This is a genomic window from Kangiella sp. M94 (genome assembly GCF_054926195.1).
On sequence record NZ_CM142903.1, the window covers coordinates 2611956 to 2630275 of the forward strand.

At 44.4% G+C, this 18320-nt stretch carries 17 protein-coding genes; 5 read left to right on the forward strand and 12 right to left on the reverse strand.

Annotated elements, in window-relative coordinates; translation table 11 throughout:
* Positions 1-7: 7 nt before the first annotated feature.
* The 5 genes from purE to ACYTXU_RS12160 all read right to left on the reverse strand — a co-directional run bounded on the left by purE (position 8) and on the right by ACYTXU_RS12160 (position 4461).
* On the reverse strand, positions 8-514 hold the full coding sequence (purE, locus tag ACYTXU_RS12140) for a 5-(carboxyamino)imidazole ribonucleotide mutase (protein ID WP_462207050.1): 507 nt from the start codon (positions 512-514) through the stop codon (positions 8-10).
* A 118-nt stretch (positions 515-632) separates the two neighbouring features.
* Positions 633-1463: a TlpA family protein disulfide reductase gene (locus tag ACYTXU_RS12145; protein ID WP_462207051.1), complete on the reverse strand. Its 831-nt coding sequence runs from the start codon at positions 1461-1463 to the stop codon at positions 633-635.
* A 248-nt stretch (positions 1464-1711) separates the two neighbouring features.
* The gene (locus ACYTXU_RS12150) at positions 1712-2191 is read right to left on the reverse strand and encodes a Smg family protein (RefSeq protein WP_417445585.1); all 480 of its coding nucleotides are present in this window, start codon (positions 2189-2191) and stop codon (positions 1712-1714) included.
* An 85-nt stretch (positions 2192-2276) separates the two neighbouring features.
* Positions 2277-3368, reverse strand: coding sequence for a DNA-processing protein DprA (gene dprA / locus ACYTXU_RS12155; RefSeq protein WP_462207052.1), 1092 nt, complete (start codon positions 3366-3368; stop codon positions 2277-2279).
* Between the two features lie 55 nt (positions 3369-3423).
* Entirely contained in the window at positions 3424-4461 is a 1038-nt protein-coding gene (locus ACYTXU_RS12160) for a LysM peptidoglycan-binding domain-containing protein (protein ID WP_462207053.1), read from the reverse strand.
* Between the two features lie 294 nt (positions 4462-4755).
* On the opposite strand from ACYTXU_RS12160, the gene def reads away from it, so the two are divergent.
* The 5 genes from def to ACYTXU_RS12185 all read left to right on the forward strand — a co-directional run bounded on the left by def (position 4756) and on the right by ACYTXU_RS12185 (position 10542).
* On the forward strand, positions 4756-5259 hold the full coding sequence (def, locus tag ACYTXU_RS12165; RefSeq protein WP_462207054.1) for a peptide deformylase: 504 nt from the start codon (positions 4756-4758) through the stop codon (positions 5257-5259).
* An 8-nt stretch (positions 5260-5267) separates the two neighbouring features.
* Complete coding sequence (fmt, locus tag ACYTXU_RS12170; RefSeq protein ID WP_462207055.1) at positions 5268-6227, forward strand: methionyl-tRNA formyltransferase; 960 nt, start codon at positions 5268-5270, stop codon at positions 6225-6227.
* A 65-nt stretch (positions 6228-6292) separates the two neighbouring features.
* On the forward strand, positions 6293-7621 hold the full coding sequence (gene rsmB / locus ACYTXU_RS12175) for a 16S rRNA (cytosine(967)-C(5))-methyltransferase RsmB (RefSeq protein WP_462207056.1): 1329 nt from the start codon (positions 6293-6295) through the stop codon (positions 7619-7621).
* 84 nt (positions 7622-7705) lie between these two features.
* Positions 7706-9079 carry a Trk system potassium transporter TrkA gene (gene trkA / locus ACYTXU_RS12180; RefSeq protein WP_462207057.1) on the forward strand — a complete coding sequence of 458 codons (1374 nt, stop codon included), beginning with the start codon at positions 7706-7708 and terminating at the stop codon, positions 9077-9079.
* 14 nt (positions 9080-9093) lie between these two features.
* Positions 9094-10542, forward strand: a complete 1449-nt coding sequence (locus tag ACYTXU_RS12185) for a TrkH family potassium uptake protein (protein ID WP_462207058.1) — start codon at positions 9094-9096, stop codon at positions 10540-10542.
* A 16-nt stretch (positions 10543-10558) separates the two neighbouring features.
* Here the strand turns inward: ACYTXU_RS12185 and ACYTXU_RS12190 are convergent, their stop codons facing one another.
* The 7 genes from ACYTXU_RS12190 to atpG all read right to left on the reverse strand — a co-directional run bounded on the left by ACYTXU_RS12190 (position 10559) and on the right by atpG (position 18281).
* A complete protein-coding gene (locus ACYTXU_RS12190; protein WP_462207059.1) occupies positions 10559-11464 on the reverse strand; it encodes a lysophospholipid acyltransferase family protein in 906 nt (301 codons plus the stop codon).
* A 62-nt stretch (positions 11465-11526) separates the two neighbouring features.
* Positions 11527-12138, reverse strand: a complete 612-nt coding sequence (locus tag ACYTXU_RS12195) for a thiol:disulfide interchange protein DsbA/DsbL (RefSeq protein WP_462207060.1) — start codon at positions 12136-12138, stop codon at positions 11527-11529.
* Positions 12139-12150: 12 nt separating this feature from the next.
* A complete protein-coding gene (gene glmS, locus ACYTXU_RS12200; protein ID WP_462207061.1) occupies positions 12151-13980 on the reverse strand; it encodes a glutamine--fructose-6-phosphate transaminase (isomerizing) in 1830 nt (609 codons plus the stop codon).
* Positions 13981-15369, reverse strand: coding sequence for a bifunctional UDP-N-acetylglucosamine diphosphorylase/glucosamine-1-phosphate N-acetyltransferase GlmU (gene glmU / locus ACYTXU_RS12205; RefSeq protein WP_462207062.1), 1389 nt, complete (start codon positions 15367-15369; stop codon positions 13981-13983). It abuts the gene before it with no gap.
* 172 nt (positions 15370-15541) lie between these two features.
* Entirely contained in the window at positions 15542-15967 is a 426-nt protein-coding gene (locus ACYTXU_RS12210) for a F0F1 ATP synthase subunit epsilon (protein WP_462207063.1), read from the reverse strand.
* Between the two features lie 26 nt (positions 15968-15993).
* Positions 15994-17370, reverse strand: a complete 1377-nt coding sequence (atpD, locus tag ACYTXU_RS12215; RefSeq protein WP_462207064.1) for a F0F1 ATP synthase subunit beta — start codon at positions 17368-17370, stop codon at positions 15994-15996.
* A gap of 50 nt (positions 17371-17420) precedes the next feature.
* Positions 17421-18281: a F0F1 ATP synthase subunit gamma gene (atpG, locus tag ACYTXU_RS12220; protein ID WP_015781642.1), complete on the reverse strand. Its 861-nt coding sequence runs from the start codon at positions 18279-18281 to the stop codon at positions 17421-17423.
* Positions 18282-18320 lie beyond the last annotated feature (39 nt).

Sequence of the window (18320 nt, forward strand, 5' to 3'; positions counted from 1 at the left end):
TGACCAATTAACCTTTCAGTTTTTCTTGTAGTGCTGCATCTTTAGCGACGACGGCTTCCATGTTGGCAACACGATCATCAGCAACAGCTTTAGCCACTTTATCGTCAATCAAAGCCATGATTTGCGCTGCAAGATAGGCTGCGTTTTTAGCACCGGCAGAACCAATGGCAACTGTGGCAACCGGAACACCACCAGGCATCATAACGGTTGATAACAATGCATCATGACCTTGCAGTGGGCCTGCGTCGATAGGCACGCCTATTACTGGCTTAACGGTTAAACCGGCAACTGCACCAGCAAGGTGAGCCGCAAGACCTGCAGCACAGATGAAGACTTTACAGCCACGCTGTTCGGCACTTTTGACATACTCGTGCGTCTGAGCTGGTGTGCGGTGTGCAGAAGTGACCTTCATTTCAACTTTAACACCTAATTTTTTTAAAGTGTCATACGTTTTTTGCATGGTCGGCAGGTCAGAATCCGAACCCATTAAAATCGCTACAAAAGCATCAGACATGATAAACCTCTAAGTTATGTGGTCTGGTGAATGGAAAGCTGTGCGAATTTTACCGATTTGTGCCTGATTTGTGTAGGTTTTTTGGCCAAAGATACGACGATCTTGCCTTGTTAAGCATTTAATTAACGCTTTGTTGCTCTTTATCGATCAATTTCTCCAGTTTAGCTTTTAAACTGGCCTTTGATAGCTCACCCAAATGTGCATCCACTAACTGACCTTGAGCATCGAGGAAGAGAGTGGTCGGTAAAGCTCTGCTACCAACCTGATAACCCAGACTTCCGGTTGTGTCAGCCATGACATTATTCAGCTGTAAGGTTTCCTGTTGTAAATATTGCTCAATTACCGCTGAGTGCTCACCCTGATTGACAAACACAAAACCAATCCCATCCATTGTTTGCTGAGCCTCTTCTAAAACGGGCATTTCGCGACGACAGGGCGGGCACCAGGTTGCCCATAGGTTTATCACTCGAGGCTTACCCTGTTCTACCTGATTCAGGTCAATCGTATCGCCATTCATCTGTTTGACCATAATTTGCGGTAACTGCTGAGAGGTATCTTTGATTACCCATAAGCTCACAGTGGTTAAACCCCAAACCATCGCGCCAGCCGTCACACCTTTGACCAAAGCTTTACGCCCTTTACTTTGCTTCCAGGCAAAACCCATAAACGCAATCAGCCCCATAAGTATAGCAGTCAGGCCATCAAAGCCACCATCGCGAATATCCATCATTGCCCTAAAGTTGCCTTGGTACTCTTGCCAATACTGGATCACAAAGCTAATGCGAGACGCTATCATTGCTATGACGAATATTGCTGCAATACGAGCATCAACCGATGTTTTCTCTTTTTTCGCTGCAAAAGCACCGACGATAAAAGCAATTGCCAGACAGATCACTATTAAAAAGCGATCAAAGGGTAAACTGATTGGGCCTATCGACAATGACATCATGGTTTTTTTAGTTGTCAGGGATGGCGTTATTGTACGAAATTTTTGCCTTGAAGCGACTCACCAAGCTGTAAAGATTGGGTAAAACAGGCTTAGTTACATTGATAGTGAGAATCTTAATAGTACTATTGACTATTATTTTTTAACTAAGAAGGATTTACGGCAGCATCTGCTGCCTTAAGGATCTGGTACGGCTTATTGCCGCTTGTGGCGTAGCCCGAGGCTCAAATTAGTCTTGTGCTCAAGACTAATTAATGAGGCTCAGATCTACTTTCCAGATTTTCTACCCAAGCAAACTCGGCATCTCGGTCCTGCAAATTAAACAGCACCATCATCACCACCCAGCGCAGACGATCCAGTTCGGTCTCAACGTCTTCTTGCGGACCCAGTGCCAACATACGATCTATCACCATTTCACGAGCCTGTGGATCTAAAATCCCACGCTGTTCAAAGTATAAGATCATGCCTTGGGCTTCTGCTGACATTAATAACTGTTCCTGCGGAGAAAAGACGCGCATGGAATCAGTCACTAAATCTTCAGCATTGCTGGATTCAGACGTTATTTCAACCAAACCATCAAGCCAGTCTATAGCCCCTTTAATTTCGCCGTCGGTAAAACCAACGTCTTCAAGAGCCTCAACTAGTGAATCATTAGCGAGAATATGATTGCTTTCTTCGTCTTGGAAGTTTTCAAAGATATAGAGTAGTACATCGAGTACGTCTTCTTTCATTTAGCTCTCTTCTGTGGTTACTGGCAAAGCCAGGTTAAAAAGCAAGAGTAAAGCTAGATATACTACACAGTCGCTGTACAGGTGCTTAACGGACGCGCTGATAACCACCGGGCACACTTGCTATGTAGTCATTTAATTCTAACAACAATAACATATGGCTGACTACCTCTATTTCAAGGCCGCTGCGCTGAATAATAGTATCCACACTTGTAGTGCTATCATCCACATACTCCAGAACTTCCTGATATTCCTTTTCTAGAACAAGGTCTTGCGCCTCGTTTTGCTCATTATGCTCCGTTTGCCAGGCTGCCAAAGCCCCCAGTTCTTCGATAATTTCTTCAGCAGTTTCAACCAGTTTTGCACCCTGTTTGATAATGCTATGACAACCGCGAGCTAGGGTGTTATGAATTGAGCCAGGTATGGCAAACACTTCACGACCTTGCTCCATGGCCAATCGCGCAGTGATTAATGATCCGCTTCGTATTGCAGCCTCAACCACCAATGTGCCTAAACTCATGCCACATATAATTCTATTACGAACCGGGAAATTGCTGGCGTTAACCGGCGTACCTAAGGCAAACTCTGAAACCAAGGCTCCTTGCTCACTAATCTGAACAGCCATCTCTTTATGTCGCGCAGGATAGACCCTATCAAGCCCCGTTCCGACCACCGCAATAGTCGGCTGACCCGCATCTAAAGCCGCCTGATGAGCAATACCATCTACCCCCAGCGCCATGCCGCTAGTGACCACTGCACCAGCACCGGCTAAAGTTTTTGCAAACTCTCGTGTATTATCCTTACCCTGTGCTGTTGGGTTTCTACTGCCAACAATCGCTATCTGGTGACGATTCAACAAACTTTTATCACCATGCACAAATAATAGCTTTGGCGGATCTGGAATTTCTCTAAGTAGAGCAGGGTAGTCACGGCTAGTGATAGGAATCAGGTGTTTGTGTTCTGTGTCGAACCACTTCAGATCTTGATCGATTATGTCATCATTTACCGAAGCCAGTTTTTTTGCCAGGCCAGCACGAAAGCCCTCTTCCTGTAATGCTTGTTCAGATAGCTCAAATAAGCGGGCAAGAGAATTACCAGCCTCTAAAAACGCTATAAGTTTATTGGCACCGATATTAATATGAGAAAGCGCCAACCAGTGGCGCAATTCGAGTTTTTCCATAATGTTAAGCACCTTCCTTGGTGATTAGATCTCTATAAATTCTTTGCAGTTAAAATTATTCAGGATTTCTTGCAACATCAAACAGATGTATAGGACGTGTCGCATTCATAATTAATGCGAGACTAACCTTGTCGTAAGTTTTAAATACCATCAGGGTGCCTGCATGCTCTTCGGGTAATGTCACTTCAGCTTCGCCACCACGTTTAGCAGCAACTTCATCGTGAATTTTCTTGCCACGTTGATAAACACTGAGCACATGGCCTGCTTCCAAACCGTCACGCGTACCTTTATTTAAAGTAACCACATTGTATTGACCAATTTGGGTCACACCGTCATAAACTGAAATAATCTGTGCTTTGATATCAGTCTCAGGGGCGCGAGGCGCATATACGGGTGGTAAAGGATTCTCGTTACGAGGTAAAACAACATCGCCTTTATGCACTTCTAACTTCGACTTTTTGATGGTTAAGGTTGACGGATCACCCTCACGGCTAATGTTACCATTCGCCAAGTATCGGGCCTCAACACCCAACAACTCATCCGTTACAGGATCACGATACTCTTTACCTTTACGGTAAATCCCGTAAGCACTGCCTGCGCCAGAGTCCATACCTCGAACATACACTCGATCACCAAAACCACCACTGATCAGTCGCTGCTCTTCTAAGTCAACAACATAGGGAGCTGTATCGAATACCGAGGGATCCACCACCATTTCATCAATTAGATAGGGCTTAATCATGCTTAGTGGGATTGTCGAGATTGCTTCGCCCTCAGAAAGGACGCGCGCCTCAGGACGTAACTTTATCGTTCCGTCGCTAGCCTTGACGATATAAGGCTTACCATCAATATAAACCAGCTTTAAAATATCACCAGGATAAATTAAATGAGGATTTTCAATATTAGGATTAACGTGCCAGATTTCTGGCCATAACCAGGGATCGGTCAGGAAAGTCGCAGAAATATCCCATAAGGTATCACCCTTCTGGACCACATAAGTATCTGGATGATTGTCACGCAATTCGGCAGTTTGCGCGATGCCCCCAAATAAGACCGCTACCGAGGCAGTCAAAGCAATTATTAATTTTTTCATGGCTTTCCTTTCTAATTAACTGATATCGGATCCTATTGCGCTTACTATACCTCGAAAAAAAGCAATAGGAAATAGCCAAAACCCGACCTGACAATCAGCCTGAAGGCCTTAGTTAGCAAGGTCAAAGTCTAAAAGGATCATCATCTTATCAACATTTCTTATCATATTACTACAACTTAATCACAGTCTAATCATAATTTTAAGCGCTATCACATTGATTTACTCTTTAAAATGGTCTTTGCCGTCGTTATTTATTATGATCGGTTTCCCTGATGACACAAATTAGTACGATCCATGGCTATTTTAGAGATTTTAGAGTTCCCAGACCCTCGGTTACGCACTAAAGCGCAGCCGGTTACCGATTTTGGCGATGAGCTACAACAGCAAATCGATAATATGTTTGAAACCATGTACGCTGCCCCCGGCATTGGCCTGGCGGCTACTCAGGTTAACCTGCATAAGCAGTTTTTTGTCATTGATGTTTCAGAAGATAAGAGTGAGCCATTAGTCTTCATCAATCCTGAAATCATTGAAAAGCGCGGCGTGGAAGAAATGGAGGAAGGCTGCTTGTCTTTCCCTGGAGTTTACGCCAAGGTGCAACGTGCCAATGAGATAGTCGTTAAAGCTCTGGATCGTCATGGCAATCCTTTTGAAATGGATACTGGCGATTTATTAGCGGTTTGTATACAACACGAAAACGATCACATAGAGGGCAAGCTTTTCGTTGACTACCTTTCGCCATTAAAGCGCAACCGTATTCGTAAAATGCTTGAAAAACAGCAAAAACAACAAAAGTAAGCACTTACATGCCAAATTCTCTTAAAGTCATATTCGCCGGTACACCAGACTTCGCAGCCAGCTCTTTAGCTGCTGTTTTAAGCAGCCACCATCAGGTAGCCGCCGTTTATACACAACCCGATCGCAAAGCAGGGCGTGGCAAAAAAATCTCCATGAGCCCGGTTAAAGAATTGGCATTGCAACATGATATCGCGGTTGAGCAACCGGTTAATTTCAAAACCGAAGAGTCATTAAACCAACTCGCCAGTTATCAAGCCGACGTTATGATAGTAGTTGCCTATGGATTATTATTGCCACAATCGGTTCTTGATATCCCCAGGTTGGGCTGTATTAATGTCCACGCTTCCTTACTGCCGCGTTGGCGTGGTGCAGCCCCTATCCAAAGAGCTATTCAAGCCGGCGACGCCGAAAGTGGGGTCACTATCATGCAAATGGAGGCTGGCCTGGATACTGGCCCAATGTTATTAACAGCTTCTTTACCCATAACCGAGCAGGACACTGGCTCCAGTCTGCATGACAAATTAGCAGAGCAGGGTGCGCAACTGTTGGTCGAAGCTCTGGATAAACTTGCTGATAATCAGCTGAGCCCCACCCCGCAAGATGATAGCCAAGCCACCTATGCACACAAACTCTGCAAGGCAGAAGCTCAACTGGACTGGCAGCAAAGTGCGCAAGAACTAGTACGCACAATCCGTGCTTTTAACAGCTGGCCCGTAGCTTATAGTCTTATTGATGAGAATACAGTCAGAATTTGGCAAGCGACAGTCCAACATAACCCCTCTAATTCAAAGCCAGGCACTATTTTAAAGACTGATGGTAACGGTATTTTGGTGGCTTGCGGTCAAGATTCACTGTTATTAACCGAGTTACAGCTTCCCGGCTCGCGCGCTATGACAGCCAAAGACCTGCTCAATGCCCCAAAAAATCAGCAATTATTTGCACCCGGCCGCCAGTTTGCTAGTCTGTAATATATCCCAACTCCAATCCTGGTCTTGGCAATATCTCTTTCAGGGAAACATTTTTAGGAAACATCGTGCAATCAACTCCTCACAACAAAGCAGCTAACCACCAGCTTCGCCAACAGGCCTGTCAGGCATTAGTTGCCATTGCCTTCAATGGTCGATCGGCCAACGATGTTCTTAGTGTAGTTCAATTTGAACAAAGCTCTGACAATAGTTTGTTTCGAGCTTTAGTGTTAGGTAGTTGCCGCTATTTTATTCGCCTGGAGGCTATTGCCAATCAGCTACTGCAAAAGCCACTTAAACCAAAAGATCGCGATTTGTTATGCCTGATTATTATCGGTCTGTACCAGTTGCATTACAGCCGGGTGCCCGATCATGCAGCCATCTCTGAAACCGTTTCTGTGTGCCAGCAGCTGGATAAAACCTGGGCTACCAAACTAGTCAATGGAGTGTTACGCAACTTTGTGCGTCAAAAAGCAGAATTACTTGAAAAAGTCGACGCAAATTGGGATAGCCGTTTTGCCATGCCTGACTGGTTAATTTCGTTGCTTAAACCTTATTACAAGGGGCAAATGGAAGCACTGATGGAGGCAATCAACCAGCAGGCACCTATGACATTACGCGTCAACCGCCAAAAAATCGGCCGTGATCAGTATTTGGAACGTCTTCTTGAGCAAGGAATAGCGGCTAGCCCACACTCGGTTGCGACCAGCGCTTTAGTATTAGAGCAAGCCGTCAATGTTGAACAGTTGCCTCACTTCGCCGATGGCTATGCGTCGGTTCAGGATGCCGCGGCACAGCTAGCGGCAGGTATTTTAGCCCCCAAGCCCAATCAACAGGTTTTAGACGCCTGCGCTGCGCCGGGCGGTAAAAGCTGCCACTTATTAGAATTATGCGAATCCATCGAGCTTACTGCCTGTGATATCGATCATGAGCGCTGCCAGCGTATTTCAGAAAATCTGCTACGCTTGGACTTATCTGCCAAAGTCGACTGCCAGGATTTAACTAACAGCAATTATCCTGATAACCACTTCGATGCCATTTTGCTGGACGCACCCTGTAGTGCAACCGGTGTCATTCGTCGTCATCCTGATATCAAATTATTGCGCCAAGCCAGCGACATCGATCAACTGGTTCAACTGCAGCAACAGATACTCAAACATTTATGGGGCAAACTTAAGCCTGGGGGTCGGTTACTCTATGCCACCTGCTCCATACTGCCACAAGAAAATGAGCAGCAAATCACTCAGTTCCTGGCCCGTCAAAACGATGCCAAACTGATGCCGCTCGGTGATGAGCTTCAAAGCTTGTCGCACTGTACAACCGGTTGTCAGCTGATTCCCGGCCAATTATCGATGGACGGCTTTTATTATGCGCTGTTAGAAAAAGGCATTAATTGAACAAAAACCCTTTAGATCAGATGCTTATAGCGTTAGCATAGGCAAAGTTAAGCGAATAATAAGGCAAGGATCTTAATTGTCGTTATGAAAATCATCATTCTCGGAGCCGGTCAGGTTGGCACAACGTTAGCGCTTAACCTTGAAGGCGAGGATAACGACATCACGCTGATCGACACTGATAGTAAGCGTTTGCGTGATATCCAGGATCATCTCGATCTTCGAACCATTGTCGGTCATGGCGCCTATCCGGATGTACTTTATAATGCCGGTATCGAAGATGCCGATATGTTGGTTGCTGTAACCAACAGCGACGAAGTTAACATGGTTGCTTGCCAGATTGCGCACAGCCTTTATCAAACCCCCACCAAAATCGCTCGTATTCGCTCACCTAATTACCACAGCAAAGACATCATATTTAAAGATAATCATATCCCTGTAGATGTCGTTATTAGCCCCGAAAAACTGGTCACGCAATACATTACCCGTCTGATTGAAAATCCTGGCGCTTTCCAGGTACTCGACTTTGCCGAAGGCAAGGTTCGCCTTGTAGCGGTTCGTGCCTATTATGGTGGCCCGCTGGTCGGCAATGCTTTATCAGAACTGAAACACCACTTGCCGAATGTTGATACTCGTGTAGCCGCAATTTTCAGGCGCGGCGCACCGATTGTTCCAACCGGTCATACTATCATTGAAGCTGACGATGAAGTTTTTTTCCTGGCTGCCAAAAAACACATTCGCTCAGTAATGAGTGAGTTGCAGCGGCTGGAAAAAAACTACAGCCGGGTCATGATTGCTGGTGGTGGCCATATCGGTGAAGGCCTGGCCAAAGCATTGGAAAACAAGATGCAAGTTAAAATTATCGAGCGCAGTCCTGAGCGAGCTCAAGAGCTGGCTGATGTCTTGAACAATACGCTGGTGTTACAGGGTGATGTATCTGATGAGGACATGCTTAAAGATGAAAATATTAGTGACTTTGATCTCTTTATCTCAGTCACCAATGATGATGAAGCTAATATCATGTCTGCGCTGCTTGCCAAGAAATTAGGTGTCCGCAAAACCATGGTCCTTATTAACCGCACCGCTTACGTTGACCTGATTCAGGGCCATCAAATCGATATCGCCATATCGCCACAACAGGTCACCATCGGCAGCCTTTTAAAACACATTCGCCGCGGTCTGGTTTCCAACGTCTACTCATTACGCCGCGGAGCAGCTGAAGCTATAGAAGCAGTCGCCAAAGGCAACGAACAGAGCTCTCTTGTGGTCGGTCGAACCATCAGTGAACTCCCACTACCTCCCGGCACCTCTATCGGGGCCATCGTACGCGATGACCAGGTTCTAATTGCCCACGACAACATTATTATTCGCGAAAACGATCATGTTATCCTTTTCATGGTTGATAAAGCTTATATTCATGATGTTGAGCGCTTGTTCCAAGTCAACGTTACTTACTTTTAGTCGGATCAGGCAGCATGCAATATTCAACAATCATCCGTATTCTTGGCATCCTCCTGATGATTTTTAGTATTACCATGTTACCCCCGGCGGTGGTATCGATTATCTATGAAGATGGTGGTGGCAGTGCTTTTATCAGTACCTTTTTGTTGTCACTTTTCACCGGACTTATATTATTCTGGCCTAAACGAAAAGCCCGCGCCGAACTTAAAATTCGCGATGGCTTTTTAATCGTTGTTCTTTTCTGGACAGTTCTTAGTACCTTTGGCGCAGTGCCCTTTATCTTAGCCCAACCTCTGCAAGTTAGTATTGCAGATGCTATTTTTGAATCCTTTTCCGGCTTAACAACAACCGGTGCCACTGTTATCAGTGGCTTGGATTCACTCCCTCATTCTGTTTTATTCTATCGCCAGCAATTACAGTGGTTGGGAGGTATGGGGATCATCGTCTTGGCAGTAGCCATTTTGCCACTGCTTGGTATCGGTGGTATGCAATTATACCGTGCTGAGATGCCTGGCCCAATGAAAGACAACAAGCTCACGCCACGCATTGCAGGAACCGCCAAGGCGCTCTGGTATATCTACCTGGGCATTACTATTGCCTGTGCTTTAGCTTATTGGATAGCAGGGATGACCGCCTTTGACGCTATTGCTCATAGTTTTTCTACGGTGGCCATCGGCGGTTTTTCAACCCATGACGCCAGCATTGGTTATTTTGATAGCCACGCCATTGAGCTCATTTGTGCTTTTTTCATGTTTGTTGCAGGTATAAATTTCGCCTTACACTTTATTTCAGTACGCACACTTACCATTCGTCCTTACCTAAAAGACCCTGAGTTTAAAGCTTTTTTTGGCATCTTGTGTGTTGTTATCCTGTGTTGCATATCAGTGCTACTTTATTACCAGAAATATGAATTCACCGATGCGCTAGTTAAAAGTATTTTCCACTCTGTATCTATTGCCACTACTTCTGGATTTGCCAGCGCAGACTTTGCTGCCTGGCCAACCTTGCTACCTGTACTATTAATTTTTTCCAGCTTTATTGGCGCAAGTGCAGGCTCAACCGGTGGCGGCATGAAGGTCATTCGTGTACTGCTATTATTCAAACAAGGCATGCGTGAGATTAAGCGACTGATTCATCCCAATGGAGTCTTTCTGATTAAACTCGGCAAAAGCTCAGTCAATGATCGGGTTGTTCAAGCGGTATGGGGATTTTTCGCGACCTATGTGGTTCTATTCGTTATTCTTATGTTGATTCTACTGGCTGATGGGCTTGACCAAATTACCGCATTTTCCGCGGTAGCGGCCTGTATGAACAACCTTGGTCCAGGTTTAGGTGATGTTGCGGTTAATTATAGTGGCCTGAGTGATTTGGCAAAATACGTGTTAAGTTTTGCAATGCTACTTGGACGTCTTGAAATCTTTACTTTACTGGTACTGTTTACACCTTATTTCTGGCGTCGTTAGATTCATCTTTTAATGGCTATTTTCGATAAATATTTTTCGATCCATCTTCAGTAGTTTTAAAACGTTTATAAGACCATTGATATTGTTCCGGGAAACGACGAATCGTCTGCTCTAAATATTGGTTAATCTTGGTTGAATACTCCAATTCATCCATACCCGAGTCCATATTTAATGGCTCAAGGTAAATATCGAAGCTACCCTGTTGGTTTCTTATTGCGGCTATTTGATACACTTCGGCGTCACTTTTTTGTTGCACCTTTTGTACCAAAGTCATGGTCAATGCTTGCTTTCCGAAGAAGGGCACAAAGACACCCGCTCTACGCCCCGGCTCCTGATCACTGAGTATGGCCGCCACATCGCCTGCTTTTAGCGATTCAATCAGACACATCACGCCACGACTATTACCCGCCACCATGGTTGTAGAGTTTTTACAGCGTCCCTTACAGATCACCTCATCCATCTCTAACTGACGAGGAGGGCGGTACATACAATGAAATTTATAACGGCTGCCGAGGTAATAAAGCGCAACTTCCCAATTGCCAATATGAGCTCCGGTAATCAATACTCCCTTACCCTGACTCAGTGTTTCCTTGAGCTGATCTTCACCATAAATATTAGCAATCCAGGCTTCATTATTTTCTTTACACCATACCTTAGCTGCTTCAGAAAATAGTCGCCCTGTATGAGTCAGGCTTTCATGTACGATGGCTTGCTGTTGCTGCTCGGTTAACTCCGGTAAGCAAACCCCTATATTGGTTTTGCTGGTCGTATAAGCGCGGCTTGTCGTCCAGCGGCTAACTTGGGCAAATAGTCGTCCCACCCAACGGCCAATAAATCTCGGCATGATCGAAAATAGTCGAATCATTGCTCGTATAAAAAAGACCTTGGTTGGACTGGATGTTACTGCTTTACCTTTTGCCATGTTATTTACTGCCTATAAAAAAATGCCGGCTGAACCGGCATTTATTATAACTCGAATATTGATTACTGTGCTTTTTCGATTGGGAACTTACTCAGCATATAATCCAATTTTTCGTAACTTTCAACTTTATACTTTTGGTTAACCACAAACATTGGAAAGCTCATGACCTTAAACTCACGGGCTAATTTTTTAGCATGCTGAACTTTATTTTCAACAGCAAATGACGAGTAAGCTTTTTCAAACTCTTCTTTGGACACTCCAGCTGCAGCAAAAATTGGTATTAAATCTTCTTTAGATTTAACGATTTTTTTCTGCGCATGCCATTGGTTGAAAATCGCCGGATGCACTTTATCCAATACACCCAGGACCTCTGCTGTATAGTAGCCATAAGTCAAATGAGCTACTTGCGGTAAAAATACTGGAACCTGCTTAAACTTAACTTCCGCTGGCTTAGTTGGCTCCCACTTGTGTAAGAATCCTTCAATACTATAGCAGTGAGGGCAAGTGTAGGAGAAAAACTCCATAACTTCGGGCTTGTTGACGCCTTTAGCGCCCGCGATCACAGAATAATCTTTACCTTCTTTTGCCTGGCTGGCACTACCATTTTCTGCGCATGCCACCTGGGTTAATGCTAATAAAGCCAAAGCTACACTGAACAATACTTTTAATTTCATCAATTTCTCCGTTTATTCTACGGTTACAGATTTTGCCAAATTTCTTGGCTGATCGACATCTGTACCTTTAATAACAGCTACATAATAAGATAACAACTGCATTGGTATGGTATAAACCATAGGAGCAGTAATTGTATATTGACTCTTTATCGGAAAGACGGTTATACCATCTGAACTCTGAATCTTAGCTGACTCGTCGGCAAAAACAAAGAGCTGACCACCTCGAGAGCGAACCTCTTCTATGTTTGACTTCAGTTTTTCCAACAAATTATCTTTTGGTGCTACTACTACGATGGGCATTTCCTTGTCGATTAACGCCAAGGGGCCATGCTTTAACTCACCTGCGGCATACGCTTCTGCATGGATATAGGATATTTCTTTCAATTTTAACGCGGCTTCCATAGCAATAGGGTATTGCTGTCCTCGGCCTAAAAACAGGGTATGGTGCTTTTCCGCGAAAGCTTCCGATAAATCTTCAATCGCAGCCGCTTGATCCAGGGCTGCCTGAATTTCATTAGGAAGGTGCTCCAATGCTTCAGCAATAGCTTTTTCTTTTGCTTCATCCATGCCTTGCGCTTTACCAATAGTTACCATCAACAGCATTAATGATACTAGCTGAGCGGTAAACGCTTTGGTTGAGGCTACACCAATTTCAGCTCCGGCACGTGTTAACAGTGTAAAGTCAGACTCACGAACCATTGATGAGGAAGGGGAGTTACAAACCGTTAAGGTGCCAAGATAACCTTGCTGCTTTGCTTTTTTTAAAGCCGCCAGCGTGTCTGCAGTTTCTCCTGATTGGGAGATGGTTACAAATAAACTGTTTGGCAGTATCGCTGTTTCCCGATAGCGATACTCGCTGGCAATTTCTACCAGACAAGGAATCCCTAGATATTCCTCAACCCAGTACTTGGCCACCAGCGCTGCATGATAACTGGTGCCACACGCTATAATTTGAATCGCTTTAGTTTCAGCAAACACCTTGCTGGCATTTGCACCAAGAGTTTCAATGATAATTTTATGATTGACTAAACGACCCTCAAGGGTGTCGTTGACCACTTGTGGCTGCTCAAAGATTTCTTTCAGCATAAAATGCCGAAAACGGCCTTTATCCACTGCATCATGTTGAATATCTGACTTTTCAAATTCGCGTTGTACTTCGTTACCGTTACTATCCAGAATGGTAACTCCGTCACGACGAACTTCAGCAACTTCACCTTCTTCAAGGTAAATGAAATCTCTAGTTACAGGAAGTAGGGCAAGCTGATCCGATGCAACAAAATATTCGCCAATTCCTTTCCCAATAACTAATGGGCTTCCTGAGCGTGCCACAACCATCTTATCCGGTTCATTGGTATCAATTGCGACAGTACCATAGGCGCCATGCAATTTTTTTGTGGTTTTTTGTAATGCTTCCAGCAATGACGCACTGGTTTTTAATTCTTCATGCAGGCAATGAGCCATGACCTCGGTGTCAGTATCCGAACTAAAAACATAGCCTTTCTTTTTTAACTCATCGCGTAAGTCATCATGATTTTCGATAATTCCATTATGGACCAATGCGATATTGTCTTCAGACATATGAGGGTGAGCATTACGTTCACTGGGTTCACCATGAGTCGCCCAACGAGTATGAGCAATACCTAGCCCACCTGGCAGCGGGTTTTCTTGAAGAGCCTGATCTAACTCCGAGACCTTGCCTAATCGGCGCAAACGCTGGATTTGATTATTATTATATATAGCCAGACCCGCCGAGTCATAGCCTCTATATTCGAGTCGCTTCAAGCCTTCTACTAAAATTTGGCTAACATCTCTTTGCGCGATCGCTCCAACAATGCCACACATTTACTTATTATCCTCGTCATTATTCTTTGCTTGTTTTTTTACTGGCCTTTGCCAGCCTTCGATTTGCTTTTGGGCAACGCGGCTGATGCAAAGTTCACCTGCATTAACATTTTTTGTGACTGTGGTACCAGCCCCTATGGTTGCTCCTTTACCAATAGTCACCGGTGCTACTAACTGTGAATCTGAGCCAATAAAGGCCTGATCCTCTATAATAGTCAGATGTTTATTAGCGCCGTCATAATTACAAGTAATGACTCCTGCGCCAATATTCACTCCTTGACCTACTTCTGCATCACCAATGTAGCTTAAATGGCTGGCTTTGCTGCCTTGCCCAAGTTTTGTATTTTTGGTTTCTACGAAATTGCCAATAAAGGCTCCTTGCTTTAATTCCGTACCAGGCCTGATTCTTGCGAAAGGTCCCACTGAGCACTCAGCCTCAACTACTGCTCCTTCAATAATACTATTCGGTTTTATCACGCAGTTGGGGCCAATCTTCGAATTAATAATAATACTATTGGCACCGATTAAGGTACCTCGACCAATGGTCACATCGCCTTCTGTAATCACATTGACATCAATGGTCACATCTGTGGCACAACTTAAAGTACCTCGTACATCTAATCGGGCAGGATCAATTAATGTGACTCCTTCGTTCATTAACCTTTCAGCCTGATGTTTTTGATAAGCGCGCTCTAATTGCGCAAGTTGTATTCGACTGTTAACACCTTCTACTTCAATCGCAGAATCTGGATGACAAGCTCTTACGCCACCTTCTTCTGAAGCCATCGCAATAGTGTCCGTCAGATAATACTCTCCTTGAGCATTATTATTATCAATCTGAGCTAACCACTTAGACAGGCTAGTTGCTGCAACCGCCATAATACCGGTATTCACTTCGTTGATAGCTAGCTGCTCCATAGTCGCATCTTTTTGCTCAACGATAGCCTCTATCCTTCCCTCAGCATTTCTAACAATACGTCCGTAGCCTGAAGGGTCTTTCAATTTTACCGTTAGCAACCCAATCCCTTGCTGCGGTTGAGCATCAACCAACTGCTTTAATGTTTCTTTCTGAATAAGCGGCACATCGCCATACAGTACTAAAATCTGATTGTCGGAATTAACCAAGGGTAGGGCTTGATCGACGGCATGGCCAGTACCAAGTTGCTCCAGTTGCTCAGCTATTATTATATCTTGCTGTTTGACACTGCTTTTGACCTGTTCAATCTCATGCCCAGCAACCACGATAATCTGCTCGGGCTCAAGCTGTCTAGCTGCATCAATGACGTGTTGCAGCATGCTTTTACCTGCAATTTTGTGCAGGACTTTGGGCATATTCGATTGCATGCGGGTTCCTTTACCCGCAGCGAGAATCACTACACTTAAAGCCATAATTTATTCACAATTCCTAAATAAGCGCGCATTTTACCACTTTTCTTTATTTTTTAATCCTAGTTGCCAGCTTTTTTTACAGGATCTAATCAAAGTCTCATAACCCAAACTTTTTGAAGACAATAAAAAAGGTGGCCTAAGCCACCTTTTAATTCGGAACTACAATCAAGATTTACTTGCCAGATTTCTTTCTGATGGCTCTTAAGGTTCTTAATTGAGCAACTGCTTCGGCTAATTCAGCTGCAGCTTTAGAGTATTCAATCTCTGAGCTTTGATCCTGAAGTGCTTCGCGAGCCATTTTTTCCGCTTCCAGAGCTTTTGCTTCATCCACATCTTCTGCACGTACTGCGGTATCCGCAAGTACCGTCACAACATGCGGTAGAACTTCAAGCATACCACCAGAAACAAAGAAGAACTCTTCTTCGCCACCCGGTAACGTGACCTTGATTGGCCCTGGGTTCAGGGACGTTAGCAAAGGGGCGTGGCCTGGTTCAACACCAAGCTCACCCAAGTCACCGTTTGCAATCAATCGCTCGACTTTACCCGAGAAGATTGACTCTTCGGCGCTAACGATATCCAAATGTACTGTCATTGCCATTAGGTCCCCCTAATTTTAGGGCTGGATTAAATGTTTTTCGCCTTTTCAACCGCTTCTTCGATTGAACCGACCATGTAAAATGCTTGCTCAGGTAAGTGATCATATTCACCGTTCAAAATACCTTTAAAGCCAGCAATCGTGTCTTTTAGCGATACATATTTACCAGGAGCACCAGTAAATACTTCTGCTACGAAGAATGGTTGCGACAAGAAACGCTGGATTTTACGAGCACGAGCAACGGTTTGCTTATCTTCTTCAGATAGCTCATCCATACCCAAAATCGCAATAATATCCTTCAATTCTTTATAACGCTGCAATACACCTTGCACACCACGAGCTACGTCATAATGCTCGCTGCCGATCACTAATGGATCTAGCTGACGTGAGGTTGAATCTAGTGGATCAACCGCAGGGTAAATACCAAGCTCAGCAATCTGACGAGACAATACAACTGTCGCATCCAAGTGAGCAAAGGTTGTAGCAGGAGAAGGGTCAGTCAAATCATCCGCAGGTACGTATACCGCCTGAATCGATGTAATCGAACCAGTTTTTGTTGAGGTAATACGTTCCTGAAGAACACCCATCTCTTCAGCAAGGGTTGGCTGATAACCTACCGCAGAAGGCATACGACCTAGCAATGCAGATACCTCAGTACCCGCTAGCGTATAACGGTAGATGTTATCGATGAATAATAGTACGTCACGACCTTCGTCACGGAATTTTTCAGCCATTGTCAAACCAGTTAATGCAACACGTAGACGGTTACCTGGTGGTTCGTTCATCTGACCATATACCAATGATACTTTGTCGATAACGTTTGAATCAGTCATTTCGTGGTAGAAATCGTTACCCTCACGAGTACGCTCACCAACACCGGCAAATACAGAGTAACCTGAGTGCTCAATCGCGATGTTACGAATAAGCTCCATCATATTTACCGTTTTACCAACACCGGCACCACCGAATAGACCAACTTTACCACCTTTAGCGAATGGGCAAACCAAGTCGATAACTTTAATACCCGTTTCTAGCAATTCGTTTGCTGGCGCTAACTCTTCTAGCTTAGGTGCTTTACGGTGAATTGACATACGCTCTTTTTCACCGATTGGACCTTTCTGATCGATAGGTTCACCTAGCACATCCATGATACGACCAAGGGTTTCTTTACCCACAGGTACCTGAATTGGCGCGCCAGTATTGGTTGCTTCTAAGCCACGACGTAAACCGTCAGATGCACCCATAGCAATACAACGAACCACACCATCACCTAACTGCTGCTGAACTTCTAAAGTCAGTTCAGTTGCTTTAACGAACAATGCGTCGTACACCTTTGGTACGCTATCACGCGGGAACTCAACGTCGATAACCGCGCCGATAATTTCTACAATCTTACCTGTGCCCATATTGATTTCCTCAATCTTAAGCTTTAAAAACTTTTCAATAAATTATTGCGTTATACCGCAGCCGCACCTGCACAAATCTCAGAAAGCTCCTGAGTAATCGCAGCCTGACGAGCTTTGTTATATACCAATTCAAGATCGTCAATAAGATCACCAGCGTTATCGGAAGCTGCTTTCATCGCAACCATTCGTGCCGCTTGTTCACATGCGATATTTTCAACCACTGCTTGATAAACTTGTGATTCGATAAAGCGAACCATCAATTTATCTAGCAAGGGTTTAGCTTCTGGCTCATACAAATAATCCCAATGATGCTTAAGCTCATCGTCCTCACCAGCCGGAAGTGGCAGTAATTGCTCAACTTCAGGGCTTTGAGTCATTGAGTTAACAAACTCATTGGTCACTACGAATAAACGATCGATGCGCTTTTCATCGTAGGCTTTTAGCATAACTTTAACTGAACCAATCAGATCTTCAATTTCAGGTGTATCACCTAAGTTCGAAGTCTTAGCAACCACAGAGCCGCCGAACTTACGGAAGAATGAAGTCGCTTTGTTGCCGATTAGGCACAAGTCAATTTCGATATCCTGTTCCGACCAGGTTTTCATATCGTTTAGTGCTGCCTTGAATAAGTTGATATTCAAACCACCACATAAACCACGGTCTGTGGATACGACAATATAACCAACACGCTTAACGTCTCGCTCAGAAACATAAGCATGTCGGTATTCTGGAGTACCTTGTGCAATGTGCTTGATCACGTTGCGAATTTTCTCGGCATAAGGACGAGAAGCCGCCATACGATCTTGCGCTTTACGCATTTTACTGGCAGCAACCATTTCCATTGCTGAAGTAATTTTTTGCGTATTTTTAATCGACCCTATTTTGGTACGAATCTCTTTAGCGCCTGACATAGTATATTTCCAGTCTTAATCTAATTAATTGGTAATACA